Origin of the sequence: Exiguobacterium sp. SH0S1 (assembly GCF_004337165.1) — a bacterium.
GTDB lineage: Bacteria > Bacillota > Bacilli > Exiguobacteriales > Exiguobacteriaceae > Exiguobacterium > Exiguobacterium aurantiacum_A.
Map to the genome: position 1 here is coordinate 180,125 of NZ_SJVC01000002.1, position 24,754 is coordinate 204,878.

Sequence of the window (24,754 nt, forward strand, 5' to 3'; positions counted from 1 at the left end):
GTTCGCGATGAGTGGGGGGAACTCCCCCAACGAAGGTGGCACCACGGGTCTCCCGTCCTTCATGTCTATTTAGACATGTCGGGCGGGGGACTTTTTTATTTGGAGGAGGAGATTACATGGAACAACTGATCATCAACGGCGACGAACTGACCCCGGTGGCAATCTTCCACCGGTTACAAGGAGAGCGAAAAGTATTGCTCGAGAGCCGGGCTGAAGGCAAACACGGACGTTACTCGATCATCGCGGCGAACCCGGTCGAGACGATCCGTGTCGACGGCAACACCGTGACCGATGCAACGGGTACGACCCAAACGGACGACCCGCTCGCCGTCTTATCCACATTGATCGCACGTGACACGGAAGACGCGCCCTACCCGTTCATCGGCGGCGCCGTCGGGTATATCGGCTACGACCTTCTGCGGACGTACGAGCCGATCCCGAACACGCCGACCGAGACGCGCGACTTGCCGGACGCGTTGTTCCAACGCTATGAGACGGTCGTCCTGTATGACCATCTCGAGGAGCGTGTCATCTTGATCGACACCGGCGACAGCGACGGATCGGCCCGGCTCGAACAGTTGAAAGCCGAGCTCGAGACGGCGAAGACACATGAACTCGCGCCGGTCGTCCGAACGAGCGAACGGATCTTGACCGACAAGGACGCATTTATCGAGCGTGTCTTGAAAGCGAAAGAAGCAATCCTTGCCGGCGAGGTGTTCCAACTCGTGTTGTCGCAACGGATCGACGCGACGTTCACCGGTGACCCGTTCCACTTCTACCGGACGCTGCGAAAACAAAATCCGAGCCCGTACTTATTCTACATCGACCTCGGCGAAGCGATCGTCCTCGGGGCGTCGCCTGAGAGTCTCGTCCAAGTCGTTGGGAACCGCGTCTCGACGAACCCGATCGCCGGTACGCGCCCGCGCGGCAAGACCGTCGAGGAAGATATGCGCCACGCCGAAGACCTCGTCCAAGACGAGAAAGAACTGGCCGAACATCGGATGCTGCTCGATCTCGGACGGAACGATATCGGCCGCGTTGCCAAAGTCGGCACGGTCACGATCCCGAAACAGATGGAAGTCGAGCGCTTTAAAAACGTCATGCATCTCGTCTCCGAAGTCGAAGGCGAACTGCGTGACGACTTGAACCCGATCGACGCGCTCAGAGCCTGTCTCCCGGCCGGCACCGTCTCCGGGGCGCCGAAGATCCGGGCGATGCAACTGATCGACGAGCTCGAGACGGTGAAACGTGAAGTTTACGCCGGGGCCGTCGGCTATCTCGACGTCCGGGGCGGCTTCGACTTCGCCCTCGCCATTCGGACGATGGTCGTCCAAAATGATACGGCGTACGTCCAAGCCGGGGCCGGCATTGTCTTTGACTCGGATCCGGTATCGGAATATGAAGAGACGCTGCATAAAGCCAAATCCCTGTTGGAGGTGTTCGCATGATTTTACTGATCGATAACTACGACTCGTTCACATATAACGTCTATCAAGACGTCGCCCGGTTCAGCGATGTCTTGGTCGTCCGTAACGACGAGCTGACGGTCGATGAAATTCGCGCCCTTAACCCGTCCGGTATCATCATTTCACCTGGTCCAGGTGGTCCAGGTGACGCCGGTGTCTCCCTCGACGTCGTCCGACAGCTGTCGGGACAAATCCCAATCCTCGGTGTCTGTCTCGGTCATCAAGTCATCGCCGAAGCGTTCGGCGGCACGGTCGGCCGGGCCAAACAGGTCATGCACGGCAAGACGTCCGTGATCGAGACGACATCCGGTGCCTTGTTCGACGGGGAACCGATGGACGTCATGCGGTATCATTCGCTCGTCGTCCAAGCGACGGAACTCACCGTGACGGCCAAGACTGCGGACGGTGTCATCATGGCGCTCGAACATCCCGAACACCCGACGTACGGCGTCCAGTTCCACCCCGAGTCGATCGGGACACCGGACGGACGGGACCTATTCGAACGGTTCGTCGCGATTTGCCACACAAAAAGACCGAGGAACGTGTCCCCAGTCTGAATGTCGAACTTCCGTACAATGATGAAGAAGTCTGATGCTACACATACGATGGATCATATGAACCAAGCGCGTCTTCGTGGAAATCGGAGATGCGCTTTTTCATGTCACTCACGTTCATCATTTGAAATTTAACTCATCTATCCCTAAACATAGTCATCCATTAAGAGAATGAGTATGATTAATATTTTAAACTCATCATAAATAGGTTATATTATAGCTAAACATAGTCAAAAATTGATGAAATGAATATGTTTAATCAATTTTGATAATGAATGAGGATGATTTTTATGCGAAATTACGATTATCAGTATTTAAGAAATCTCTCCTTGCCGATGGAGACCGTACGATTGATCGGCCACATCAATGAATACAAAGGCAAACAAGACCTGTATAAACAACAGGCACCTCAAATCTTGAACACATTACGTGACGTGGCTGTCATCCAATCGACCAAGGCTTCCAATGCAATCGAGGGAATCATCGTGACCGAGAGCCGCCTACACACCATCATGTCGAAGACCTCTGACCCGACCGACCGCTCGGAAGCTGAAATTGCCGGATACCGGGATGTGTTGAACTTGATTCACGCCTCAGCCCAGGACATCCCAATCAACCCGAACATCTTGCTTCAGCTCCATAAAGAGCTTTACAAGTTTGTTCCGATTGAGGGCGGGAGATGGAAGAATGTCGATAACGAGATTAGTGAGACCTTTCCTGATGGCACGCGCCGGACGCGTTTCGTACCGGTCCCAGCTTTTGAGACCCCAGCGGCTGTCCAGGCCTTATGTGACAGTGTAAAAGAACGTCGGCAAAATGAAGACGTCGATTCGCTCATCTTGACGAGTATGTTCGTCCTCGACTTTTTATCCATTCACCCATTCAATGACGGGAATGGACGAATCGTCCGTCTTTTAACCTTGTTGATGCTCTATCAATTCGGATTCGAGGTCGGTCGCTATATTAGTCTTGAGAAGATTGTCGAGGAACGGAAAGAAGATTACTATGAATCCCTGCGATTGTCCTCAATCGATTGGCATGAGAACCAACAAGACCCTTTTCCATGGATTCATTATCTGTTGAGCGTGATCCTTGCCGCATATAAAGAGCTAGAAGATCGTGTAGGACTCGTCACGTCAGGAAGTCAAAGTAAGAGTAGCCGGATTAGACGATTCGTAGAAGGGAGAATCGTACCGTTTACCAAGTCGGATATCCGAAGCGCCTGCCCCGACATTAGTGAGGCGACCATCAACCGTGCCCTTCGGGAATTGCGGGATGAAGGGGAAATCGCTCCTTCTGGACTAGGTCGGAGTGCAAAATGGATTAAGCAATAATTCTTCCGAGACGTGTTTTTTAGTAAAGACCGTCAAAGTGAAAAGAATGTATGTATTGTTGGCTCTTTGTGATGCGACTCTCGAATGCCGAGGAACGCGGACTGATGAAAATCGAAGTGATTGAAGACCCAAGATTAATCGGTGATTTACACTATTATTCACACGTGGAAAATGAACATCAGATGGAGCTCTTCCTCGAGGATGTCCCGCCCAACTCAAAGGAATTGATTCGAGACGAGGGACGATTCTATGATTATTTCTTGGAAGAATAGATTGATGTCAAAGGTTCGATTGAAGTACTCAATAATCTGAATTTAGTCATTCACCATGAAGACAAATGGTCAAACGATTGAACATAAAGGGGGGTTAAAATGAATTTTTTTGAGTATATTAGTCTGTCTGCCACCGCATGGTTCATGGGCTTCTTCCCTATGTTCGAAATCTATCTAGCCATCCCGAGTACGATGTTACTCGGTCTCGACGGCGTCTCTGCCGTCCTTTGGGCCGGGCTTGGTAACTTCTTGCCGGTTCCTCTGCTCGCTTATTTCTATGATTGGCTCCATCGCTTCAAACGTCTTAGTGGCTGGTTAGACCGCCTAGAGAAACACCGATTCAGTCATTTGATGCGCGAACATGGCAGTTGGTCCATCATCCTCGTCACGCCTCTATTAGGATCATGGGTAGTTGGCGTGATTGGTCATTCGATTGGGATGAGGCGCTCTACACTTCTCATCTATTCAGCCATCAGTATATTCGGATATGGCGTGTTAATCGCTTGGCTCACCTCAAAAGGGATCGAGTTCACAATCTGAGACATGTCTGACGTCCATAGCAAATAAAAGGTAGCTGACTCATTCTATATTGAATGAATCAGCTACCTTTTATTGAGCTAGATTGCTCGATCGTCGTCTCGATAGGATAGCGGCAATTTTCTCACGTCCACTCTTTTCTCCTCTGACTTAAGAAGAAAGAGAATTTTCGCCTTTTCCTGTGAAAAACTCATCCAACTGGAAGTCATGCTTGTCGAGCACGATTTGTTCCCGCGAGATGCCCCGCTCACATAGCGTCGCAATCGTCTCGCGTAAGAAGTCGTCGCTCCCGACGACGTAATACAGTCCGTCCATATCCTCTGCGAGCGTCTTGACCGTCTCGTGGTAACGCCCGCGGCTGTCGACGAAATCAGCTGTGAACGTATCTGTCGATGTGAAGACGTCCTCAAACAAATAGTTCGCCGATGAGTCGACGTTCAGCGAGTGGAGATGCGGGATACCTTCCCCGTTCTCCAGGTATTCGAGTACGAGCGGGCGGAACGTCGCGAGCCCGACACCGGCCGATAACAAGTAAATGTTCTTCCCGTCACGCTGGAGCGGGACGTTCGAATGCGTCTTGAAGATGGCGACTTGTTCGCCGATCTCCATGTCACGCAAGATCGACTTGAACTCGGAGCACTCTCGCTTGATCCGTGTCGTGATACCGATCGCGCCTTCACGCGGCAACGTCGAGATCGACATGTGGCGGATCAAACTCCGGTTCGGTTTGTCTTTTTTGTTGAAGCCTTCGAGCGCGAAGTGGGTATGCGCCCCCTCGTCCCATGTGAAGCCGTCTGGCAGCTCGAGTTGGAACGTGTATGTATCCGGCGCTTCCTCTACAACTCGTTGAATCGGTGTCCAGTAAATTTGCATCGTCGTCACTCCTTCCTTCTATTAATAGACCGCAATCGGTCCGTATGGTCCTTGAATGATTTCAAGCTTCGTCTCGAAGATATCGGATAGCGTCTCGGCGACCATGATCTCATCAACCGTACCGAAGGCAGCAATCTTGCCGTCCTTCATCGCACAAATCCGGTCCGAGTACTTGGCTGCGAAGTTGATGTCGTGGAGCACGGTGACGATCGTCCGACCGAACTCGTCGGCGACGTGGCGCAAGTATTCCATCATCTGGACCGAGCGAGCGATGTCCAAGTTATTGAGCGGCTCATCGAGCAACACGTATTCCGTCTCCTGGCAGAGCACCATCGCGACGTACGCCCGCTGGCGCTGCCCGCCCGACAGTTCATCGAGGTAACGGTGCTCCAAACTCGTCAAGTCGAGGAAGTCGATATATTTCGAGATGATGCGCTCGTCCTCTTGCGTCAACCGCCCTTTTGAGTAAGGGAAACGGCCGAACCCGGCGAGTTGCCGCACGGTCAGTCGGGTCACGAAATGGTTCTCTTGCCGTAAGATCGTGATGATTTTCGCCAAGTCTTTTGATTTCGTGCTCGACACGTCCATCCCTGCGACTTGGATCTGTCCTTCGTCCAAGTTGAGCAGACGGCCGATCATCATGAGCGTCGTCGACTTGCCGGCCCCGTTCGGACCAATCAACGACGTGAATCCAGCTTTCGGGATGTCGAGATTGATCGGTCCGATTCGGACGTCATCCGTATACGATTTTTGTACTTGTTCAAGTTGAATCATAGCGATTTTCTCCTTAAGATGATTGCCAAGAAAACGATTCCGCCGAACAATTCGATAATGACGGACACGACACTCGGTGTATTGAGAATGTGATACATAAAGAAATACGCGCTCGTCAACACGAAGAAACCGAGCGCGAACGCCATCGGGAACATATACTTATGGTCATACGTCGAAGCAACCTGATAGCTGAGCGTCGCCACCAAGAATCCAAAGAACGTCAGCGGTCCGATGAGCGCTGTCGATACCGACATCAATAGCGAGATGAGAATGAGCGTAAAGATGACGCTCCCCCGATGGTTCACCCCGAACGATGTCGCTACATCTTTCCCGAGTGCGACGACGTTCAAGCGATTTGAGAAGCTATACAACATGATTCCGACGACAATCACAATCGGAATGACGATTGGGAAGTACGCGGCATCAGCATGCATGACCGATCCGAACAGACGGGCCTGAAGGATATCAAAATCCGACGGCGCGAGCATACGGCGCATGAACGAGGACACCGAATTCAAACCGGTCCCGATGATGATCCCGACGAGAAGCATGAGTTGCAGATTCCCGTATTTCCCGGACAAGAGCCAGCCATACAAGAGCAGGCTCATGAGCACCATGAGGCCGACCTGGGTCAAAAAGGCACCGGTTCCCGAAAAACCGATTAACGCACCCGCACCGAAGAAGAAAATCATGCTCGTCTGAATCGTCGAATAAAGCGCATCGAACCCGAGCAAGGATGGCGTGATGATGCGGTTGTTCGTCACCGAATGAAACGCGACCGTCGCCAAGCTTTGACAGAGCGCGGCGATCGCCATCGTAACGACGGCGACGACCCGACGCTCGACGACCGGGATGAACGACGGCGAATCGAACGGGACCGGATTGTTGTAGACGAGTAACCCGAACGCACAGAGCAGTCCGCCCACGATGAAGAATGCAAGGAACAGCCAATAACGGCGCTGTTCTCGTTTCGAACGGAACGCCGTCGCACACCGCTCTTCCGTATGCACGGATCGACCATCGACGTCATACGCTTCCCGTTGCTTCGTCTTGTTTTCGATGAGTGTGCTCATCGTACCCCTCCCGTCTTCCGTTGTCTCAAGAGAATCGCGATAAACACGACCGACCCGACCGTCCCGAGAATGAGCGATACCGGTAATTCAAACGGCATGATGATCGTCCGCGAAATCAAGTCGCTGACGAGAACCGTGCCCATACCGATGACGCATACCCACGGCAAGTTGCTGCGGAGATCGTCTCCACGAAACATCGAGACGATGTTCGGGACGATCAGTCCGAGGAACGGCAGATTACCGATGACCGTCGCCACGACCCCGACCGCAAGTGCGATCAGCCCCGTCGCAATCAAGATGAGACGGCTATAGTTGACGCCAAGGCTCGTCGCGATATCTTCGCCGAGTCCGGCGAGCGTTAACCGGTTCGCGAGGATGAAGATGAAGAACGTGACGAGAATGATAAGCCACAAGTATTCATAACGTCCGACCTGCACCGATGCGAACGACCCGACGAACCAGCCTTCAATAGTCTGACTCGCTTGGAAGAACAAGCCGAGAAACGTCGACACGGCCGATACGACCGCCCCGAGCATGAGCCCGATAATCGGGACGATCAACGATGAGCGAAGTTTGACCGAGCGCAGGAACCAGAAGAAGACCATCGTTCCGATGAACGAGAAGACGATGGCCCCCGTCATGCGCATCATGAGCGTCGGCGCCGGAACGAGCAGATACACAGTGAGCAGACCGAGCCCCGCCCATTCGAGCGTTCCGGTCGTCGTCGGTTCGACGAGACGGTTTTGCGTAATCAGTTGCATGACGAGCCCCGACATCGCCATGGCGGCACCGGTCAACATGATGGCAATCGTGCGCGGGACGCGGGTAATCCAAAACATATCCGCTCCGCCCTCCTGACGAATGTCATAGACGCCGGTCACGAGCGAGAGGCATGCCAACATGAAGACAACGAGAACTGCTCCGATAAACGACTTCGTCCATATGTTAGAAAAGGAGGGCTGAGACAATGTCTCAACCCTTGCTGTCATTGGTTTTTGCACAACGTAACTCCCTTACTTCGAAAGCGCGGCTGCGATATCGTTGAATAGTTCAGAATAAGTTTGAATCGACTCGTTGATGTACGTGTCGTTCGGTGCATACACGATTTTTTCGTCTGTCACGGCTTTTGTTTTTTGAAGTGCCGGTGCGTTATCGATCACGTCTGCTGCAGGTACAGCGTCTTCCATGCTTGTAATCGCCGCGTCACGGTCGAGGACGAGCAACCAGTCCGGGTCACTCTCAGCAATCGCTTCAACCGAGACCTCATCCCCTTGGTGGTCACCTGTCGTTTTCGCTACCTCGAGGGCAGGTGTCCAGTCAAAGATGTCATACATCGGTCCGAAGACACGACCTGTATTCGGTGCCGAGAATCCGATATCGCCGCCTGAGACGATGACTGACATCACTTTGTCTTCACCGTTGTATGAAGCTTTTACACTGTCGATCGATGCTTCGAAGCTTTTGATGAGTTCATCTGCTTCCGTTTCTTTTTCAAAGATTTGGCCGAGTGAACGCGTCGTCGTCTCAAAGCCTTCTACCAAGATTTCACCTGGCGTGCCCGCATCTTCTGGGAGCTCAATGTTCAAATCGATGACGGCTGCTTCCGGAACTAATTTTTTAATGTCGTCGTAGTAGTCGGCGAATCGTTGACCGACGATGACGACGTCCGGATCCACACCGGCGATCGCTTCTAAGTTCGGTTCATTGTGCATCCCGACGTCAACGATGTCTTTATCATTTTTATAAGGCAAGTCCGCTGGAATCAATCCGATTGGTGCCGCGACCAAGTCGATGTCCCAATCCGAGAGCGTCTCGAACGTCCGGTTGTCGAGCGCGACGACCTTCTCCGGGTTGACCGGTACTTCGATCGTGCCATGTGCGTCCGTGATTTCCACCGTCTTCGGTTTCGCTTCCGCTTCCGCGTTACCCGTATCTTTTGCTTCATTCTCGTTCCCGCACGCCGCGAGCAACAAGACGAGCGATGTCGCCATGATTGATGCTTTTAATTTCCCCACTTTTTCCATCTCCCTATATGTATTGATTACGCCGACAACCTTCTCAATCGAACGGCATCCCTGTTGTTGATCTTGTCTATGTAGGCAACAGAAATGCTTTATCATTGATAATGATTATCATTGTCGTTTTCATTGAGAAGCATAGCAAACAAAAAAAGGATGCGCAATGCCAAATTTTCAAAAAGGGATTGGAAATGTTTTTCCTACTATTTAATGCAAAATAAAAAGAAAGTGGTACTCGACCACTTTCTAAAGAGTTAAAGTTCAATTTCGCCTGTCTCGTTTTCGTTTGAGAATGCTGTAAGTGAGAAATAATACGAACGTGTACGTGAACGAGAAGAGAATGATTTGCAGGAGGCCGTCCGGAAGCAGTTTCACGATGAAAAACAGCGAAAAGATGATGGCAATAATCAGATGAGGACCCCGGATATCTTCCGGCAGATCGCGCCAGTAGATCACGACGAGTGCCAACGCGAGCGGCCCGCATAGCGCAAATAAGATGAAGAACGGGACAGGCCGCATCAGAAATGGCACGTTTGATTTATCGCCCCTCATGCTTCCGAAATCCCATTCGCGAGGAGCAACAGGAAAATCCAAATCGATAACGGCACGATCAACCCGATGTTCGCTAGGAGGCTGAACACTTTTACAAACTTGTCTTTTGAAAACAGTCCCCAAATGAGTGTCGCGAGTAACGCAAGGTCCAAGGCGAGGTACACCCAAATCGCTGTTAGCAAGTCTAAATTCGGAAAGACGCGGCCGTTCAATGTGAACAGCGTAAGCAGTGTTACCAAAAAAAGCACGAGCGTGGTGTAAAGCGGTGCATAATGACGTTTCGTCATCCAACCACCTCCTTTTTCCTAATTATCCCATTCACTTATTCTATCGACAACCCTTATAGATTTTGCTACATTCACAGCAACGTACATGAAGTGATGACATTGTTGGGGGGCACGGTTATATGGGTTTTGCTTATCTAGTTGCCGCGATTATCGCGGAAGTGTTCGGATCAAGTATGTTAAAACTGAACGCAACTTCGACGAACCGACTGCCAATCCTCGGTGTCGCGCTCGGATACGTGACCGCGTTTTATCTGTTGTCGCTCGCGCTCTTGTCCATCCCGCTCAGTTTCGCCGTCTCGTTCACGCTCATGGGCTTCGTCTTGAAGACGATCCCGCTCAGTATTGCCTATAGCGTCTGGGCCGGTCTTGGAACGGTCGCGACCGGATTGATCGTGGTATTCGCCTACGGTGAGGTGCTCTCGACACTGAATAGCATCGGGCTCATCGTCATCGTGCTCGGTGTCATCGTCATGAATTTCGGGAAAACGAATACGGTATACGGCTAACGTTTTTAGAAAGGAGTGACGCGAATGCTCGCACCATTGATCGAAGAGAAAGAACGACTGTTGCTGACGACGGAAGTTCGGACGTCGCCGGAGCGATTGCGTGAACTGTTGACGGAAGATTTCTTTGAAATCGGCAGTTCCGGTCGTGTTTTATATAAAGAGGCCGATACGAATACGATGGACCTTGGAGAAATCGACATCACACTGTCCGACTTCAACCTCGAAGTTATCCGTGACGACGTCGTCTTGGCTACGTATCGGACGGAAAACCATCAAAGCGGTCGTATCGCTCTCCGCAGCTCGATTTGGGTCAGGATTGACGGCGTATGGAAAATGCGATTCCATCAAGGGACACCTGCACAATAACGATAAATAGGGCGCGCCGATTTAGGCGTTCCCTTTTTTCTGTTCACCTTACCCTTTATTTTACTCACCCCCCTTGTCCGGATGTCCTATAATTCACGTATGAATGACACCAAAAGAGAGGGTCGACAAAATTGAATACATATATTGAACCGGTCGCACGACGACCGAGAGTCACGTTAGAAGAGAAGTTAGCGCTTATGGAGTCACGCCGAAAGAAGTTGATGTTCGAGCCGACGATCCCGCTCGATGCCATCCGTAAAAAGAAACCGTCCATCACCGTCACGTTCTCCGTCGGTGGCTTCGGTGTCCACAACGAGTCCACGTTGACGTTCTTTGAAGACGGGTCGGTCAAACGAGAAGTGATTTGGCGCGAAGATTACGACTTGAGCGTAGCAATCCCAAGCTCAGGTTGGTACGAGAAGGAGGATGCGACACGCGTCCACGAACGATTCGTCGCCCTCTCCTCACATCGTTGGCCTGAAGTGTTTGAAGAAAAAGGATATTACACCACCGATGGGACGCAGTGGAGCCTTGTTGTGAAACGTCACGGGAAACTGATCCATCACCATTCCGGCAGCAACGCCTACCCATCGAGCTGGAAAGCCGTCACGGAACTGTTCGGCATCTCGTGAACCGACAAAGGGAGCACCCACTTGGGCGCTCCCTTTTCTCATATCGCCTGAATCATCTCGACCCGATTGCCGAACGGGTCGCGGAACTCGAACCGGTCAAAGCCAGGGATTGGAATCCCTTCGAGCCGCTCGATTCCTTCTGCTTCGAGTTTCCGTCCCCACTCCGCTAGATCGGTCACCACATAGGCGACATGTGCTTTCGTCGTCAGCCGGTCGACCCCGTCCTCGGTACCGACATGGACGCTTTGGTCGCCGACTTGAAGCCAAAACCCGCCTCGTCCTTGAAGCGACTCCGGTTTGTCGATTTCATTCAAGCCGAGCACATCGCAATAAAACGCGCGTGCTGTCGCTTCTTCACCTTTTGGGATCGTGATTTGGACGTGATGGATGCCTGTGATCATGTCGTTTTCCCCTTCCGATACGTCAATCCGATAAACTGCAGTTTTTGGTTAAACAAGCGTGGATACGACATATAGCCGACCATGACGGCTGAGATCGTCGCCGTCGTCAAAATGAGGAACAAGATAAGCAGTTGGTACAACACCGCCTCCATCGGGTCGGCGCCGCCGATGATGAGGCCGCTCATCATGCCGGGAAGCTGGACGAGCCCCATCGTCTTTTGCGCCTCGACGGTCGGGATCATACTCGTCCGGATGGCGTTCTTCAAGCTCCGCTCGATTGCGATTTTCGGTGCCCCGCCCATCGACAGGATGAGCTCGATCACCTCGTCGCTCCGTTCGACCTCGTCCTTGAACTTGTTCAAAAACAGGAGTGACAACACCATACAGTTGCCGATGACCATACCGCTGATTGGAATGATTTTCTCCGGCTCGAACGGGATGATGCCGAGCCCGAGCATGAGCCCCATCGTCAGCGACTCGACCGTGACGAGCGTGAGGACGATCATCCAGGTGATGCCAGGGATGCCGTCCCCTTTTTTGATGATGTTTTGCGTCGCCGCGCCAATCATGAGGAGGATCATGAGCAGCATGAACACCGGGGTATCGCTCTCGAAGACGAACGTCAAAATGTAGCCGATCAACAACAGTTGAATGATCGAGCGTACCGTCGCGATGACGATGTCACGCTCGAGACCGAGCTTCAAAAATAACGCCAACCCGAGCGGAATCGCCACGAAAATCAAGGAAGTCATCAGTTCGATGAACGTCATAGCTCTTCCCCCCTGACGAAACGCCCGATCATCGGATTGTCCGACTCGTCGATGAACGACGCGTCTCCGAACTCAATCAATTCCCCGTTCCGTAAAAACCACATGTCGTCACTGACCCGTCTCGCTTGATCGAGGTCGTGGGTGATCCAAATGACGGTGACCCCGAAATCTTTTTGAAGGCGCACGATCAAATGCTCGATCTCTTTCACCGTCCGGTAGTCGAGGCTCGACGTGATCTCATCTAACAGCAAGACGTCCGGTTTATTGACGAGCGTCCGGGCGATGGCGACCCGGCTCCGCTCCCCGCCCGACAACGTCTTGATCGGTTGGTCGAGCGAGATGCCATCCAAGTCGACTTTTCCGAGCAGCTCTGTCGCTTTAGCCCGGTCGAGCGTCTCCCCGAAAATCGCTTTCGGTAAATTCAAGTTGTCGTACACCGTCCCGTCGATCATCGGGGCGCTTTGGAACGCCATGCCGATCTGTTTCCGGAGCGCGATGACATCGATATCGCGGATGTTCTCACCTTTGAAATAAATGTCGCCCGCGTCCGGCGACAGTAGCCCGTTAATATGCTTCAGGCACGTCGTCTTGCCGGCGCCGCTCGGTCCGACGAACGTCGTGATCCGGCCTTCGCGGAAGTAGCCGGTGATGTTATGTAGGATGTCGTTATGACTGACCCCAATGAATTCGATAATGTGCATGTGCCTTCAATCCTTTCTCGATCCGATCCCTATTTACTGAAAGTTAGACACGTCGTCGATCACGACGTCACCGTTTGAATCAAGTAACGGCGTGATGCCACCACCCGTCCCGACCCATGTCTGGATGTAGTTGACACCGGTCGCTGTGTCGACGAGTACCATAACTTGGCCAAGTTCCGGCAACTGTTCCGTCAATTTGACTTGGAAACGCGTCGCCCCTGTCACTTCCTCGTCTGTTTTTTTCTTGAATAACATGACATCCCGCCTTCCTACTGTTAACTGTACGCAACATGACCCTCGGTTTCAATAAATGCGATATCTCCAAGGCTGACAAATCCTAAACCCGTTCATTTTTGTTTAATATGACTACAAAAAAACACGCCAGGTTTCGGCGTGTTTTCAAGCGTAGCTCCGTTCGATGACAAAACTTGTCTTGTCCCCTCGGAAATATGAACGTGAGTACTCGATCGTTTTTCCTGACGCGTCCTCGGTCACCGTCTCGATATAAAAGCACGGCGTCCCGAGCGGACAGTCGAGAAGATCGCTTATCCGTTCGTCGGCGAGCGCAATCTCGAGCGCCTCGGTCGTCTTGGCGACGTGGACGTCGTGGACTTCCGCTAGCGTTTGGAACAGCGAATGCTCGGCCTGGTCTTTCGTGATACCCGGCGCGATCTGCCACGGGATGAACGAGACCTCGTATTGTGTCGGCTCCCCGTCGGCATGACGGATCCGTTCGATCTTTTGGATCGGTGCTTGTTCGTCGACCGTGAACACGTCGGCGAGCTGGGCGTTCGCCGAGACGACCGACAAGTCGATGAGCGACACTTGGCCGCGCTTGCCTTGAACGGCGAGCTGGGCCGCGTAATTGTTCGGCGTATGCGATAACGTCTGCCGGACTTTCTTCCCGGCGACGAACGTGCCGCGCCCTTGCTGGCGGACGAGATAGCCTTCCGTCGTCAACTGGTTGAGCGCGCCGCGGACCGTCGTCCGGCTGACGTCGAACTCTTCGCATAACGCGTACTCGGTCGGGAATTTCTCGCCTTCTGTATAATGTCCGCTCTTGATGCGGGACAATAACTCTTCTTTGATGGCTGTTTGAAGCGTCGACTGCGACATGCTGTCACCCCTTTATGTCATCCTTCTTTCCTTTATTCTGATACAGCAAACATACAAATGCAAATACAAAAAACAATTTGTATTATTTGTACTTTTTATATTGCGGCAAGTTGTACTATTTGTTATATTTGTTACAACAAAAAGAAATCGCTTTCACAAGGAGGAGTTGGCACTATGGCAGTCAAGGTCGTCATCATCGGTGGAGGTTCGAGTTATACCCCCGAAATCATTGAAGGTTTGATCCAGCGACAAGCGACGTTTCCGGTTCGGGAGATCGTTCTTGTCGACATCGAGGAAGGGAGAGACAAATTAGACATCGTCGGCCGTCTCGCCGAACGGATGATTCAAAAGGCAGGCGCTGACATCAGACTCAGTTGGACGCTCGACCGGAAAGCAGCACTTGTTGGCGCCGACTTCGTCTCGACGCAGATCCGCGTCGGTGGCCTGAAAGCCCGCGCCTTGGATGAACGCATCCCGCTCAAGCACGGCTTCATCGGTCAAGAGACGAACGGTGCCGGTGGTTTGTTCAAAGCGTTCCGGACGATCCCGGTCCTCGTCGAGCTCGCTAATGAGATGGCGGAGATTTGCCCGGACGCGTGGCTCGTCAACTTCACGAACCCGGCCGGTATCGTCACCGAGGCCGTCTTGCAACACTCGGCCCACAAAAAAGTCATCGGCGTCTGTAACATCCCGTTCAACATGCGCAACTCGGTCGCTGAGATTTTAGACACCCCGGTCGAACGTGTCGCCATCGAGTTCATCGGACTCAACCATTTCGTGTTCGGCCGCCACGTCTGGGTCGACGGCGTCGATCGCACGGACGACGTGCTCGCGTCACTGAACGCCGGCACCGACTACTCGCCGGCGAACATCGTCGGGCTCGGTTGGAGCGAATCGTTCTTGAAATCGCTCCGCATGTTGCCGAACCCGTACCATCAATACTATTTCCAAACGGCGGACGTACTCGCGAAAGATTTAGCGGCGTATGAACAGAACGGCACGCGCGCCGAGGTCGTCCAGCAAGTCGAGGCGCAACTGTTCGAGAAATACAAAGACGTCGATCTCGACGTGAAGCCTGTTGAGCTCGAACAGCGCGGCGGCGCCTATTATTCCGACGCCGCCTGCAACTTGATGGACTCGATCTACAACGACCGCGGCGATATCCAGACGGTGAACACACTGAACCGTGGCACGATTCGCGATTTACCGGACGACGCCGTAATCGAAGTGAACGCCGTCATCACGAAAGCAGGACCGCGACCAATCGCAATCGGTTCGCTCCCGCTCCCGATCAAAGGACTCATCACCAACTTGAAGACGTTTGAACAGCTCGCCATCCGCGCAGCGATGTCCGGCTCATACAACGATGCCTATCTCGCCTGCCTGATGAACCCGTTCATCCAAGACGAGAAGAAAATCGATCCGCTCCTCCGTGAGCTGTTCGATGCGCACGAAGCGTACTTACCACAATTTAAGAAGGAGGTTTACTCATGAACAAGTTTATCGAAATCGCTGGGCGCATCGGTTCCCAGCGACACTTAGTCGCCATCCGTGATGGATTCGTCTCGGTCATGCCGCTCATCATCGTCGGTTCGCTCGCTGTCCTCATTAACAACTTCCCGGCCATCAATTTAGGTGGCCTCTCACTCGACTTCGTCGGCATGATGAACAATGCGTTCGGCGAAGGGAACTGGCAAGGGCTCGGCGGCAATATTTGGACAGCCTCGTTCGCCATATTAGGCCTTTTGGTCGCTTTCTCGATCGGGTATAACCTGGCCCGGTCGTACGGGGTCGATGGGCTCGCCGCCGGGATTTTATCGGTCGCGTCATACATCATGCTCGTACCGGTCACAGAAGACTGGGGACTTAACTTCGCTTGGCTCGGTGCCCAAGGATTATTCGTTGCCATCATCGTCTCGATTGCAGTCACCGAACTGTTCCGTTACCTCATCAACACGAAATTGACGATCAAGATGCCGGAAGGCGTGCCGGGCGGGGTCACTCGTTCGTTCCAAGCACTCATCCCGTCGATGCTCATCTTAACGCTTGTCGCCGGAGTTCAACTGTTCATGACACTCCAAGTCGAGCTCAGCATTTTTGAAGTCATCTTCAAAGTCATCCAGCAACCGCTTCAAGGGTTCGGCGACTCGCTCGCGGCCGGTCTCGTCATCGCTTTCTTGAACCATATCCTTTGGTTCTTCGGACTTCACGGCACGAACATCATCGGTTCGGTCATCGAGCCGATCTATCTCCCGCTCATCGAGCAAAACTTAGCCGCGTTCCAAGCAGGCGTCTCGGCGTATGACGTCCCGTACACGGTGACAAAACCGTTCCTCGACTCATTCGTCTTCATGGGCGGATCAGGTACGACGTTCGCCCTGCTTCTCGCCATCTTCATCGTCGTCCGCAAACAGCGCAACCACCCGTATCACCAAGTCGCGAAACTGTCGGCGCCGGCTGGACTGTTCAACATTAACGAACCGGTCATCTTCGGTCTCCCGATCGTGTTGAACCCGGTCATGTTGATCCCGTTCATCTTGGTACCGGTCACGCTCACGATCGTGTCATATGTCGCCCTCTCGACGGGCATGGTACCGAAGACGGTCGCCATCGTCCCATGGACGACGCCACCGATCATCAGTGGTTACCTCGTCACCGGCGGTAGCGTCCGCGGCGTCTTGCTTCAACTCGTCAACTTGACGATCGCGACGGCGATGTATATCCCGTTCGTCATGGCAGGGGCGAAAGCGATGACGGCCGAAATCAATAAAAATAAAGCAGAAGTCAACGAAGGAGAGAAAATCAGTTGAAGACAGAAAGCATCCAACAATTATCGTTCATGATCATCTTACACGCCGGAAACGCCCGCTCATCGGCGTTCGAGGCGATTGCCGCCGCCAAACGCGGCGAAGGTGAACTTGCTGAAGCGAAAATGAAAGAAGCGGATGAGGCGTTTTTAGAAGCCCACAAGCTTCAAACCGAACTGTTGCAAGAAGAGGCACGCGGGGCGACGAGCGACATGAGCGTTTTGCTCGTCCACGCCCAAGATCACTTGATGACGGCGATGACCGTCAAAGAACTTGCGATCGAGATGGTCGATATGATCACTCGACTCAACCAATTGGAGGAATTGACATGAACATCTTACTCGTCTGCTCGGCTGGTATGTCGACATCGATCCTTGTTGAAAAAATGCGCACCGAGGCCGCAGCGCGCGGCCTGGACGCGACAATCGAAGCTATCCCGGAATCACGCTTGAAAGAACAAACGAACGTCGACGTCATCTTGATTGGACCACAAGTCCGCTACCTCGAAGGTAAGATCAAAGCATCCGTCACGGTACCGGTCGCTGTCATCGACAATATGGCTTACGGGCTCATGAAAGGCGACCAAGTGCTCGACCAAGCGCTCGGTCTCGTGCAAAATGCATAAAACGCACGTCTTGATCAACGCCGACGACTTCGGATTGACGACCGGTGTGAACCGGGGCATCATCGACAGTCACGTCCACGGCATCGTCAATTCGGCGACACTTATGATGAACGGCTATGCCGTCGAGGAGGCCGTCGCACTGGCAAAACTTCATCCCGCCTTACACGTCGGCGTGCATCTCGCCTTGACGTGGGGACGGCCGCTCGCAAAGACGAGTACACCGCTCACGAAAGAAGACGGGACGTTCCGCTACACGAACCGGTTTCTGACGGAAGCGGCACCCGACGCTGAGCTCGTCTATCTCGAGTGGAAAGCGCAAATCGAGGCGTTCCGCGCGACGGGACTGTCGCTCCATCACCTCGACAGCCATCATCACGTCCATGGCTGGCCGGCGATCCAAGACGTCATCGTCCGTCTCGCCGAAGAATACGACACGACGTTTCGGGCCTTAACGACACTCGATGCACGACGGGACTTGTGGGTGACCGAGCGGTTCAGTGACCAGTTCTACGGCGATGGTGTGTCCCGGGCAACGCTCGACGCAATTCAACCAGGCGACTCGATCGAGGTCATGGTCCACCCGGCCGACATCGATGAGATTTTACCAAGCGTCACGTCTTACCTCGTGCAACGCTTATTGGAAAAGCAGCTATTGATCGACTATGAGCGCCCTGATTGGTGGGTGTAGAAAAAGAGAGTTGTTCACCGTTTACCGGCGAACAACTCTCTTTTCTGTTCGTAGATTAACCAGGTAGACCTCTTTCTTGTCTACTCATGTCTTCAATCACAATGTCATAGATTTCACCTAGCGACGCACAATATTTAACAAGATCCCACGGTTCGTTCGTGTGAAAATGAATCTTGATTAGATTTTCGTCCCCGACTGCCAACAAACAATCTCCCGCGAAGCTTGTATTGATGTACTCAAATATCGCATCTTCGGACAGTTGCTCCCCTTCGATCAACAGTTGTGTATCATATTTGAATTCTATCATCTTGTTCACCTCGCATTTCAAAGGATAGACTAGACAGAGTGTAATTATTACTATCTAGTGCTAGATTATCTCTTTTCGTCCCGCTTGGCAAATCAGCCGTCGCTCTTCAAACTTCTAAAGGTTGAACTGGCGTTGGATCTGTCGCGCGACCGTTTCGGCATCAAGGTCCGTGTTATTGATCCGCAAATAGTTGTCGACATCGATCTCTCCGTCACGCGAGTTCAAGCGGTACAGCGTCGCCGTCTGCTTCAACTCGGCCTCGGACCAAGCGATATCCCGTTTCGTCGGTTTATGTGCCAGCCGGTTCTCGGTCGTGTTGCGGGCGAGCCGCTCCTCGATGTCGGCTTCGAGTTCGACGTAGTAGACGTCCGCCCCGTGCGACTCGAACAGTTCCGCCACTCCTTCGATGTAGGTCCGGTCTTCTTCCATATCAAACGCCCAGACGAACGTGAAGATCAAGCCGGGCTGATTGCTTTTCGCGACCGCTTCGAATAACTCGTGCCGAAACAGTTGGACGAGCCGGCGCCCCTCGTCCGTCCCGTAATCAAAGAACGGGCTGACGAGATCGATCGTCATATGGTTATGCAGTAACTTCAATCCTGTCTGCTTCGCGAGTTCCTGTCCGACCGTCATCTTGCCGACAGCTTGTGGACCGATCAGTATGACCAACTTCATCTTATTGCCTCCAGCCTTTAAAGGTATCTCCTACGTTCAATTACTGGAATTTCGGAACATCGAAATGTAGCGTGTATCGATCCAACGTACGATATATGTTATAGATACTAGCTGTCTGTTTCGAAGCCCATCCAATATCGGTCGCATACTGATGCGAGCCCGGGGCAGCCGGGTTAAAGCGCATCTTATACAACGTATTCTGACGATAAGTAGGATGATTGATGTAGCTTTCACCGATCCAGTAAGCCCCACCTATAATCGCCGCTTCTGGAGTGAACCATTTTTGTTCAAATGCGAATTTAGCACCATTGCCAAGCGGATTGCTATCCGTTGCTCGAATACCATACATATTGTAAACCGTTTTAGCGATTGGACGTGTTGGGTGAATGCGGGCACCTTTTGCGTTAATAAGGGCATTGCCGTTTTTATCAACTGGTACCCCTTTGGCCAATCGTGATGAACCGTGCCCCGTTTCTAACAACGCGTGTGATAGGAGATAAATCTCATTCACATTGTATTTATTTGATGCGGTGATAAAGGATTGTCCCTTACCTGAGAGTGTCCCTTTTGAGACTAACACTCGATTCAACGTTTTTGCCGTCGTACCCGCACTCTTCGATAAATCTAAAAATTGATAGAACGCTTCCGAGGTAGGGGCGATTTTTCCGGGATCCACATAGGCACGAATATCACTTATTCTAGCTCTTCGCCAAGTATTATCAAAAATGCGTACATCGTGACCCGCAGGACGGCGGTACGAAATCTGATAATAGTTTCCCCTTTTCCCGATAACCTCAATTTTTTCTCCTGGATTAATGTGACCATATCCATGAGAATCGAAACGCGGCTCACTTAAAATAGTAGAGCTGCCAATGATAGCACTAGATAAGATATAACCTTGTTTCGTGCCGTATTTCACTTTATACCAAGTCAAGTGACCCGTCGTAAGCTGCGTCACATATTCAATTTTTGCTTGGTTCGGCAGAGACGTTAGCGGAACGGCATCTACAGACGGCTTTGCCTGAAGCGGGGTTCCATGTTTAGCAACAACAGTCATCTTTTTATTGATAACTGTTCCAGATTTCCCTTTCACTTTCACTAAGCCCCGGTGAATATATGCAGGAGCACTCCGATACCGATCGGTTTGACCATACTCTTGAAACTGTTGCATCGTCATTCTATGGAGTGATGTTGGATAAGTAGACTGTGAAACTTTTTTACCGACCGCACTTGAGCTTAAGGTCGATTGACGCTCTATACCTTCTTTTACCTTAGAGCCTCTAGCATAAGAATCTGATGTTATAAGGAAACTGAATAAAATACATACTCCAATCACAACTATACTGAAACGAGATCGTAAAGCTTTCAATTCATCATAACTCCTTTTTAAAATTGAATTGGGAACGAATCATCTTGGTCCCGTGAGACTAACTTTCATAGTATACTCCAACCGAAAAGGTTATAAATGGATATTTATCAAAAGCGGTAAATTGATTTTACATATTATCCTATCCATAGCTATATGTCACATTTCTCCATCACAATGTAGAAAGCTGAAAAGAGTTATGTCTAGGATACTGGGCTAACGGGAAAATATATACCATCGACCACCGTCTTCCTCGTAAGGAGGCCACCTCCATGCCAAAAGATCCTAGACTCGAACGCTTCGTCCTACGCGTCTCTGTATTTGGCTCTTTGTTCTTCGCCATCGCCGGCATCATCGTCGGTTATTTGTTATCTTCCGCCTTCATCCTGTTCGATGGCGTCTATTCGTTCTTGAGCGTCATCATGAGCTGGATCTCGCTCCGCGCCGGCGTGTTCATGCTGACGTCGGACAAGCGCTTCCCGTTCGGCAAGAGCACGATCGAACCGTTCATCATCTTGTTCCAATATAGTGTCCTCTTATTCGTCATCGTTAACGCCTTCCTCGGTGCGATCGATGATATCCGCGCCGGGGGCAATGACCTCGTCCTCGGTTGGGCGCTCGTCTATCTTACAATCAGCGGCGCATTGACGTATGGGATCTTCCGCTACTTACGGACGTTCCAGATGAAAGCGAGCTCTGGCCTCGTCAGTGCCGAGATCGTCCAATGGCGGCTCAGCTTCATCTTGACCGGTGGTGCCCTCGTCGGCTATTTGATCGCCCAAGTGCTCGTCTGGCTATCGTTTGACACCATCTCTCCGTACGTCGACCCAGTCATGCTCATGCTGATCACCCTTTGGCTCGTCAAGACGCCGCTCATCGAGATGTGGGGCGCCATCAAAGAATTGATTGGGATGAACACCGAGACCCCGTACAGTAAACAGATCACACTCACCATCCTCCAAGTCGCCCATCAATACGACGTCTCGAAAACATACGTCCGGACGACGAAGTCCGGTAATCTTCTGTTCATCGAGATCGACCTCGTCGTGGCGAAAGACTACCCGTATGACAAAATCGCCGAGCAGGACCGGATCCGTCAAAAGATCGAGGACGCGCTCGCCTTCCTGCCGTATGAGAAATGGCTGACGATCTCGTTCACACAAGACAATCGCTGGGCAGAATAATAGCGAGCGACATGATGTCACTCGCTACTTTTTATTGTTCGAACGCCCGGCGCAGAATCTCTTCTTCCTCGGCGTTTCCTAAGTTACGGTTCACGACGCGCTCGATGTCGATGTCGAGTTCGTCTTTCAACAAGTTCGCACTCCGATCTTGCCCGATGATGACGACCTCGTTCCATTTATGTTTCTTGTGTAAGGAACGAATCTCACCGGCGATATCCCGGTAAAACCGTCGGACTTGTTTTTCTTTCCGGCTGTCGAACTGGTCGATTTGGCTACTCGATGATGCCTCGCCGCCCTTGCCGCGGCCTTGATACCGTCTCCATTGATCGGTGTCGAGGTCAAGATCGAACACGACGATGTCTTCGACTTCACCGAGCCGCGTATCGTAGACCGTGATACTGTCGAGTTGAGCGAGCAAAATGCCTGTGTTCGGAAATTCAGCGTCGAGTCTCTCGATTTGGTCCAAATTCGGCTTGTCGCCGTAATGGAAATCATTGTCGACATCGAGTTGCAGGAAGTGGAGCTCGAACAAGCCATCGTTTCCTTCCGCGAACAAGACGATACTGCGCAACAGCTTATGTTCGTTGCCCATAATCTCACGCTCGGCCCGTTCCCGGACGCCTTTGAACGCCTTCAACTTTGCCTCGTCCCCGCTCTTGATTTCTTGCTCGAGTCGGCGCAGCTCGTTCTTCAAATGAATCTCCCATTTGTCGCGCTCGCTCGGCTTCGTACTTAAGTAGAGACTCAGTACGCCCGCCTCCGCGTTATGCAGTTGCTTGATCTTTCCGAGTTCTGTTGATAATGCCATCTTGTTCCCTCCTCAGTAAATGAACGCAGCAAGTATCCCTGTGATGAACACAGATGTGATCGTGACCGTCGAGAACCCGGCGACAATCATTTTCGGTAATATTTCATCCTCGATAATATGCACCTCCTCTTCCGTCTCCCCGATATTCTTCGCCGCCTCTTCGCTCAAGATGAGTGTTCCTGGGAAACCATATAACGACGTCAACCCGATCGCCATCGACATCTCTTTCGAGTAGCCGAGGAAACGGCCGACGAGGAGCGCAAACAACAAAAGTCCGGACACGCCGAGAACGAATGAAATCGTGATCGGCACGATCAAATCGAACAACGCACTCGGTGACAGCGTCGCGAGTGGTCCGAAGATGATGAGCAGGATGGCGATCATGATGAGACCGTACGCATCGATCCCGTTCAACGCGTTCGCTTTCAAAACCTTGAAGCGGCGCAACACGATACCGAGGATCAAGGCGATGACGAACGTGTTCAGGTAACCGTTCGTCCATCCGCTGATGACGGTCGAAATCAAGACGACGACCCCCATGACGAACAACGTCCCGGCCGTCGTATGGAACGGCGCCGGCAAAATCGAGTCATCTGTCTCGTCATGGACGACGGCATGTTGTTCAGGCGTGACGAGCGTCCCGTCCCGATGTGCCGTCCGGATGCGGAGTGCCTCTTTCCTTAAGATGATCGACGTGAGCGGAAAACCAATCAGCCCTTGCGTCGCCGCGATCAAGACCGGGAATACAGCGACCGAGACGAGTCCCGCGTTGACGGCGGCGTCTTGGACGAGAATGATCGAGATCGTCCCGCCGCTGATGGCTGCGATGGCACTTAAAATATAGTTCGTATCGAGGAAAAATTGCCCGATCACGTATAGAAAAATCCCGATGCCGAGCACGGCGGAGACACCGATGACGAACGTCTTCCATTGCCGCTTGAACTCGTCGAGACTGATGAGCGTCCCGAGATGGACGATAACGAGTCCGACGACCGTCTGACCGAGGGCTAGTAAAGATGATGACGGTAACAAATCTTCCGGGAACAATCCGGATTTGAAGCCGACGAGAAAGATGACAGAGGCGACAAATAGCGAGGACAGCAACGCTTTCGTTTTCTTGGCGACGAAATCACTGATCGTCCAAATGAGCATGACGATCGTGAAGGCGAGTAAGGAGTTCATGAAGGGCTCCCCTTTCCAAAGTTAGACGCGCGGTTGGTAGCTGAATCCTAATCCATGCACATCGGCGACGTTGTAGACGATCATGAACGAACGTTTATCGATTGCGTCGATCGTTCTGAGTGCCGTCTGATATTCGCCACGTGTCAACACAATCATCAACATCTCCCGATTTTCTCCTTGAAACCCTCCTCTCACGTCAAAGACGGTGATTCCCCGGTCGACGTCCCGATAGAGCGCCTGCTTGATGTCGTCTAGGTGCGACTCGCTCATGATGAAGATGGCTTTTTTCCGGTCAAGGCCGAGCTCGATATACGCCATGACCGCCGACGTCAAAATGATCGAGGCGATTGCGAACAGGAACGATTCGATCCCGAAGACGAACAAGCTTGAGACGACGATGAGCGCATCGGTCAAAAAGAAGCCAATCGCCGTGTTCAACCCGGTGTATTTGTTCAAGATGAGCGGCGGGATCGTCGTCCCTCCGCTCGAGGCACCGATTCGGTACAGCATGGCGACCGCCGCAGCGAACAAGATACTGCCGAACACGACCGAGAAGAACCGGTCTGTCGTGACCATATATTTCGGGACGACGGCGAGAACGAGCGGCAAGAACAGGCTGCCGAGCAGCGTATTGTAAAACACTTTTTTCCCGAGAAAGACGAACGTCAAGACGAGCATGACACCGTTCAAGACGAAGACGACGATTGAGCGGTCGATGCCGAGCACTTCTTCTAACAAAATTCCGATCCCGGTCACGCCGCCGGCCGCAATCTCGTGAGGACCTAAAAACAAGTTGATCGCTAACCCGAGGACGAGGATCGAGGCGAGGATGATGCCGACGTCGATGATTCGTTTTCGCACGACAACCCATCCCCTTCCC

General features: G+C 52.2%; 31 protein-coding genes and 1 other annotated feature (1 of these 32 only partly in view). Of the genes, 13 read left to right on the forward strand and 18 right to left on the reverse strand.

Annotated features, from left to right (window positions below):
- Window positions 1–63 (forward strand) — a binding site (T-box leader); it begins 160 nt to the left of the window's first position.
- Window positions 64–116: 53 nt separating this feature from the next.
- From trpE to EVJ20_RS07650, 4 genes are all read left to right on the forward strand, one after another.
- Window positions 117–1,448, forward strand: coding sequence for an anthranilate synthase component I (gene trpE, locus EVJ20_RS07635; protein WP_131507698.1), 1,332 nt, complete (start codon window positions 117–119; stop codon window positions 1,446–1,448).
- Window positions 1,445–2,023 carry an anthranilate synthase component II gene (locus EVJ20_RS07640; protein WP_131507700.1) on the forward strand — a complete coding sequence of 193 codons (579 nt, stop codon included), beginning with the start codon at window positions 1,445–1,447 and terminating at the stop codon, window positions 2,021–2,023. Before trpE ends, EVJ20_RS07640 begins: the two co-directional genes overlap by 4 nt.
- A 287-nt stretch (window positions 2,024–2,310) precedes the next feature.
- On the forward strand, window positions 2,311–3,354 hold the full coding sequence (locus tag EVJ20_RS07645; RefSeq protein ID WP_236636296.1) for a Fic family protein: 1,044 nt from the start codon (window positions 2,311–2,313) through the stop codon (window positions 3,352–3,354).
- A 371-nt stretch (window positions 3,355–3,725) separates the two neighbouring features.
- Window positions 3,726–4,166, forward strand: a complete 441-nt coding sequence (locus EVJ20_RS07650) for a small multi-drug export protein (RefSeq protein ID WP_131507704.1) — start codon at window positions 3,726–3,728, stop codon at window positions 4,164–4,166.
- Between the two features lie 147 nt (window positions 4,167–4,313).
- Here EVJ20_RS07650 and EVJ20_RS07655 read toward each other — a convergent pair whose 3' ends face one another.
- From EVJ20_RS07655 to EVJ20_RS07685, 7 genes are all read right to left on the reverse strand, one after another.
- Complete coding sequence (locus EVJ20_RS07655; protein WP_131507706.1) at window positions 4,314–5,036, reverse strand: dihydropteridine reductase; 723 nt, start codon at window positions 5,034–5,036, stop codon at window positions 4,314–4,316.
- 21 nt (window positions 5,037–5,057) lie between these two features.
- A complete protein-coding gene (locus tag EVJ20_RS07660; protein ID WP_131507708.1) occupies window positions 5,058–5,810 on the reverse strand; it encodes an iron ABC transporter ATP-binding protein in 753 nt (250 codons plus the stop codon).
- Window positions 5,807–6,883, reverse strand: a complete 1,077-nt coding sequence (locus tag EVJ20_RS07665) for an iron chelate uptake ABC transporter family permease subunit (protein WP_131464230.1) — start codon at window positions 6,881–6,883, stop codon at window positions 5,807–5,809. Before EVJ20_RS07665 ends, EVJ20_RS07660 begins: the two co-directional genes overlap by 4 nt.
- Entirely contained in the window at window positions 6,880–7,872 is a 993-nt protein-coding gene (locus EVJ20_RS07670) for an ABC transporter permease (protein WP_442899275.1), read from the reverse strand. The genes EVJ20_RS07665 and EVJ20_RS07670 overlap by 4 nt, the downstream gene beginning before the upstream one ends.
- Window positions 7,873–7,896: 24 nt before the next feature.
- A complete protein-coding gene (locus EVJ20_RS07675) occupies window positions 7,897–8,898 on the reverse strand; it encodes a siderophore ABC transporter substrate-binding protein (protein WP_442899272.1) in 1,002 nt (333 codons plus the stop codon).
- A 264-nt stretch (window positions 8,899–9,162) separates the two neighbouring features.
- On the reverse strand, window positions 9,163–9,432 hold the full coding sequence (locus tag EVJ20_RS07680; protein ID WP_236636297.1) for a hypothetical protein: 270 nt from the start codon (window positions 9,430–9,432) through the stop codon (window positions 9,163–9,165).
- A 17-nt stretch (window positions 9,433–9,449) separates the two neighbouring features.
- A complete protein-coding gene (locus tag EVJ20_RS07685; protein WP_131507716.1) occupies window positions 9,450–9,740 on the reverse strand; it encodes a hypothetical protein in 291 nt (96 codons plus the stop codon).
- Window positions 9,741–9,859: 119 nt separating this feature from the next.
- Here EVJ20_RS07685 and EVJ20_RS07690 point away from each other — a divergent pair, with 119 nt between their 5' ends.
- The 3 genes from EVJ20_RS07690 (at window position 9,860) to EVJ20_RS07700 (ending at window position 11,244) form a co-directional block, all read left to right on the forward strand.
- Window positions 9,860–10,246 (forward strand): DMT family transporter, encoded by a 387-nt coding sequence (locus EVJ20_RS07690; protein WP_131507718.1) that lies wholly within the window; start codon window positions 9,860–9,862, stop codon window positions 10,244–10,246.
- Between the two features lie 24 nt (window positions 10,247–10,270).
- Window positions 10,271–10,612: a nuclear transport factor 2 family protein gene (locus tag EVJ20_RS07695; RefSeq protein ID WP_131507720.1), complete on the forward strand. Its 342-nt coding sequence runs from the start codon at window positions 10,271–10,273 to the stop codon at window positions 10,610–10,612.
- Window positions 10,613–10,743: 131 nt separating this feature from the next.
- Window positions 10,744–11,244, forward strand: a complete 501-nt coding sequence (locus EVJ20_RS07700) for a hypothetical protein (RefSeq protein ID WP_131507722.1) — start codon at window positions 10,744–10,746, stop codon at window positions 11,242–11,244.
- A gap of 38 nt (window positions 11,245–11,282) precedes the next feature.
- Here the strand turns inward: EVJ20_RS07700 and EVJ20_RS07705 are convergent, their stop codons facing one another.
- The 5 genes from EVJ20_RS07705 to EVJ20_RS07725 form a co-directional block, all read right to left on the reverse strand.
- On the reverse strand, window positions 11,283–11,645 hold the full coding sequence (locus EVJ20_RS07705; protein WP_131464244.1) for a VOC family protein: 363 nt from the start codon (window positions 11,643–11,645) through the stop codon (window positions 11,283–11,285).
- Window positions 11,642–12,415, reverse strand: a complete 774-nt coding sequence (locus EVJ20_RS07710) for an ABC transporter permease (RefSeq protein WP_131438910.1) — start codon at window positions 12,413–12,415, stop codon at window positions 11,642–11,644. The genes EVJ20_RS07705 and EVJ20_RS07710 overlap by 4 nt, the downstream gene beginning before the upstream one ends.
- Window positions 12,412–13,116, reverse strand: coding sequence for an ABC transporter ATP-binding protein (locus EVJ20_RS07715; protein ID WP_070328498.1), 705 nt, complete (start codon window positions 13,114–13,116; stop codon window positions 12,412–12,414). The genes EVJ20_RS07710 and EVJ20_RS07715 overlap by 4 nt, the downstream gene beginning before the upstream one ends.
- A gap of 33 nt (window positions 13,117–13,149) precedes the next feature.
- Complete coding sequence (locus tag EVJ20_RS07720; protein ID WP_131507724.1) at window positions 13,150–13,371, reverse strand: DUF6440 family protein; 222 nt, start codon at window positions 13,369–13,371, stop codon at window positions 13,150–13,152.
- A gap of 144 nt (window positions 13,372–13,515) precedes the next feature.
- The gene (locus EVJ20_RS07725) at window positions 13,516–14,232 is read right to left on the reverse strand and encodes a GntR family transcriptional regulator (protein ID WP_131456437.1); all 717 of its coding nucleotides are present in this window, start codon (window positions 14,230–14,232) and stop codon (window positions 13,516–13,518) included.
- Window positions 14,233–14,406: 174 nt separating this feature from the next.
- Here EVJ20_RS07725 and EVJ20_RS07730 point away from each other — a divergent pair, with 174 nt between their 5' ends.
- Genes EVJ20_RS07730 through EVJ20_RS07750 form a run of 5 tightly spaced genes read left to right on the forward strand, consistent with a single transcriptional unit; the run spans window position 14,407 to window position 18,352 of the window.
- On the forward strand, window positions 14,407–15,726 hold the full coding sequence (locus tag EVJ20_RS07730; protein WP_131507726.1) for a 6-phospho-beta-glucosidase: 1,320 nt from the start codon (window positions 14,407–14,409) through the stop codon (window positions 15,724–15,726).
- Complete coding sequence (celB, locus tag EVJ20_RS07735) at window positions 15,723–17,042, forward strand: PTS cellobiose transporter subunit IIC (protein WP_131443638.1); 1,320 nt, start codon at window positions 15,723–15,725, stop codon at window positions 17,040–17,042. The genes EVJ20_RS07730 and celB overlap by 4 nt, the downstream gene beginning before the upstream one ends.
- Window positions 17,043–17,071: 29 nt before the next feature.
- The gene (locus tag EVJ20_RS07740; RefSeq protein WP_201740018.1) at window positions 17,072–17,371 is read left to right on the forward strand and encodes a PTS lactose/cellobiose transporter subunit IIA; all 300 of its coding nucleotides are present in this window, start codon (window positions 17,072–17,074) and stop codon (window positions 17,369–17,371) included.
- Window positions 17,368–17,664 carry a PTS sugar transporter subunit IIB gene (locus tag EVJ20_RS07745; RefSeq protein WP_070328493.1) on the forward strand — a complete coding sequence of 99 codons (297 nt, stop codon included), beginning with the start codon at window positions 17,368–17,370 and terminating at the stop codon, window positions 17,662–17,664. Before EVJ20_RS07740 ends, EVJ20_RS07745 begins: the two co-directional genes overlap by 4 nt.
- Window positions 17,657–18,352 carry a carbohydrate deacetylase gene (locus EVJ20_RS07750; protein WP_131507730.1) on the forward strand — a complete coding sequence of 232 codons (696 nt, stop codon included), beginning with the start codon at window positions 17,657–17,659 and terminating at the stop codon, window positions 18,350–18,352. The genes EVJ20_RS07745 and EVJ20_RS07750 overlap by 8 nt, the downstream gene beginning before the upstream one ends.
- 55 nt (window positions 18,353–18,407) lie before the next feature.
- Here the strand turns inward: EVJ20_RS07750 and EVJ20_RS15390 are convergent, their stop codons facing one another.
- The 3 genes from EVJ20_RS15390 to EVJ20_RS07765 all read right to left on the reverse strand — a co-directional run bounded on the left by EVJ20_RS15390 (window position 18,408) and on the right by EVJ20_RS07765 (window position 20,703).
- Window positions 18,408–18,659, reverse strand: coding sequence for a dihydroxyacetone kinase (locus tag EVJ20_RS15390; protein ID WP_035386313.1), 252 nt, complete (start codon window positions 18,657–18,659; stop codon window positions 18,408–18,410).
- Window positions 18,660–18,773: 114 nt separating this feature from the next.
- On the reverse strand, window positions 18,774–19,334 hold the full coding sequence (locus EVJ20_RS07760; RefSeq protein WP_131507732.1) for an AAA family ATPase: 561 nt from the start codon (window positions 19,332–19,334) through the stop codon (window positions 18,774–18,776).
- Window positions 19,335–19,374: 40 nt separating this feature from the next.
- A complete protein-coding gene (locus EVJ20_RS07765; RefSeq protein WP_236636302.1) occupies window positions 19,375–20,703 on the reverse strand; it encodes an N-acetylglucosaminidase in 1,329 nt (442 codons plus the stop codon).
- A 269-nt stretch (window positions 20,704–20,972) separates the two neighbouring features.
- Here EVJ20_RS07765 and EVJ20_RS07770 point away from each other — a divergent pair, with 269 nt between their 5' ends.
- Entirely contained in the window at window positions 20,973–21,884 is a 912-nt protein-coding gene (locus tag EVJ20_RS07770; RefSeq protein ID WP_131507734.1) for a cation diffusion facilitator family transporter, read from the forward strand.
- Window positions 21,885–21,915: 31 nt separating this feature from the next.
- On the opposite strand, the gene EVJ20_RS07775 is transcribed toward EVJ20_RS07770, so the two are convergent.
- From EVJ20_RS07775 to EVJ20_RS07785, 3 genes are read right to left on the reverse strand one after another with little or no spacing between them, the layout of a single operon-like run.
- Window positions 21,916–22,692, reverse strand: coding sequence for a VLRF1 family aeRF1-type release factor (locus EVJ20_RS07775; protein ID WP_131507736.1), 777 nt, complete (start codon window positions 22,690–22,692; stop codon window positions 21,916–21,918).
- Between the two features lie 12 nt (window positions 22,693–22,704).
- A complete protein-coding gene (locus tag EVJ20_RS07780; protein ID WP_071398181.1) occupies window positions 22,705–23,874 on the reverse strand; it encodes a hypothetical protein in 1,170 nt (389 codons plus the stop codon).
- Window positions 23,875–23,895: 21 nt separating this feature from the next.
- Window positions 23,896–24,735 carry a YitT family protein gene (locus EVJ20_RS07785; protein WP_131464259.1) on the reverse strand — a complete coding sequence of 280 codons (840 nt, stop codon included), beginning with the start codon at window positions 24,733–24,735 and terminating at the stop codon, window positions 23,896–23,898.
- Window positions 24,736–24,754 lie beyond the last annotated feature (19 nt).

Excerpts from the sequence above, each read along its gene's own strand:
- trpE (WP_131507698.1), top strand. The coding sequence starts at position 117 with ATGGAACAACTGATCATCAACGGCGACGAACTGACCCCGGTGGCAATC.
- EVJ20_RS07640 (WP_131507700.1), top strand. The coding sequence starts at position 1,445 with ATGATTTTACTGATCGATAACTACGACTCGTTCACATATAACGTCTAT.
- EVJ20_RS07645 (WP_236636296.1), top strand. The coding sequence starts at position 2,311 with ATGCGAAATTACGATTATCAGTATTTAAGAAATCTCTCCTTGCCGATG.
- EVJ20_RS07650 (WP_131507704.1), top strand. The coding sequence starts at position 3,726 with ATGAATTTTTTTGAGTATATTAGTCTGTCTGCCACCGCATGGTTCATG.
- EVJ20_RS07655 (WP_131507706.1), bottom strand. The coding sequence starts at position 5,036 with ATGCAAATTTACTGGACACCGATTCAACGAGTTGTAGAGGAAGCGCCG.
- EVJ20_RS07660 (WP_131507708.1), bottom strand. The coding sequence starts at position 5,810 with ATGATTCAACTTGAACAAGTACAAAAATCGTATACGGATGACGTCCGA.
- EVJ20_RS07665 (WP_131464230.1), bottom strand. The coding sequence starts at position 6,883 with ATGAGCACACTCATCGAAAACAAGACGAAGCAACGGGAAGCGTATGAC.
- EVJ20_RS07670 (WP_442899275.1), bottom strand. The coding sequence starts at position 7,872 with ATGACAGCAAGGGTTGAGACATTGTCTCAGCCCTCCTTTTCTAACATA.
- EVJ20_RS07685 (WP_131507716.1), bottom strand. The coding sequence starts at position 9,740 with ATGACGAAACGTCATTATGCACCGCTTTACACCACGCTCGTGCTTTTT.
- EVJ20_RS07690 (WP_131507718.1), top strand. The coding sequence starts at position 9,860 with ATGGGTTTTGCTTATCTAGTTGCCGCGATTATCGCGGAAGTGTTCGGA.
- EVJ20_RS07695 (WP_131507720.1), top strand. The coding sequence starts at position 10,271 with ATGCTCGCACCATTGATCGAAGAGAAAGAACGACTGTTGCTGACGACG.
- EVJ20_RS07705 (WP_131464244.1), bottom strand. The coding sequence starts at position 11,645 with ATGATCACAGGCATCCATCACGTCCAAATCACGATCCCAAAAGGTGAA.
- EVJ20_RS07710 (WP_131438910.1), bottom strand. The coding sequence starts at position 12,415 with ATGACGTTCATCGAACTGATGACTTCCTTGATTTTCGTGGCGATTCCG.
- EVJ20_RS07715 (WP_070328498.1), bottom strand. The coding sequence starts at position 13,116 with ATGCACATTATCGAATTCATTGGGGTCAGTCATAACGACATCCTACAT.
- EVJ20_RS07720 (WP_131507724.1), bottom strand. The coding sequence starts at position 13,371 with ATGTTATTCAAGAAAAAAACAGACGAGGAAGTGACAGGGGCGACGCGT.
- EVJ20_RS07725 (WP_131456437.1), bottom strand. The coding sequence starts at position 14,232 with ATGTCGCAGTCGACGCTTCAAACAGCCATCAAAGAAGAGTTATTGTCC.
- EVJ20_RS07730 (WP_131507726.1), top strand. The coding sequence starts at position 14,407 with ATGGCAGTCAAGGTCGTCATCATCGGTGGAGGTTCGAGTTATACCCCC.
- celB (WP_131443638.1), top strand. The coding sequence starts at position 15,723 with ATGAACAAGTTTATCGAAATCGCTGGGCGCATCGGTTCCCAGCGACAC.
- EVJ20_RS07740 (WP_201740018.1), top strand. The coding sequence starts at position 17,072 with ATGATCATCTTACACGCCGGAAACGCCCGCTCATCGGCGTTCGAGGCG.
- EVJ20_RS07745 (WP_070328493.1), top strand. The coding sequence starts at position 17,368 with ATGAACATCTTACTCGTCTGCTCGGCTGGTATGTCGACATCGATCCTT.
- EVJ20_RS07750 (WP_131507730.1), top strand. The coding sequence starts at position 17,657 with ATGCATAAAACGCACGTCTTGATCAACGCCGACGACTTCGGATTGACG.
- EVJ20_RS15390 (WP_035386313.1), bottom strand. The coding sequence starts at position 18,659 with ATGATAGAATTCAAATATGATACACAACTGTTGATCGAAGGGGAGCAA.
- EVJ20_RS07760 (WP_131507732.1), bottom strand. The coding sequence starts at position 19,334 with ATGAAGTTGGTCATACTGATCGGTCCACAAGCTGTCGGCAAGATGACG.
- EVJ20_RS07770 (WP_131507734.1), top strand. The coding sequence starts at position 20,973 with ATGCCAAAAGATCCTAGACTCGAACGCTTCGTCCTACGCGTCTCTGTA.
- EVJ20_RS07775 (WP_131507736.1), bottom strand. The coding sequence starts at position 22,692 with ATGGCATTATCAACAGAACTCGGAAAGATCAAGCAACTGCATAACGCG.
- EVJ20_RS07780 (WP_071398181.1), bottom strand. The coding sequence starts at position 23,874 with ATGAACTCCTTACTCGCCTTCACGATCGTCATGCTCATTTGGACGATC.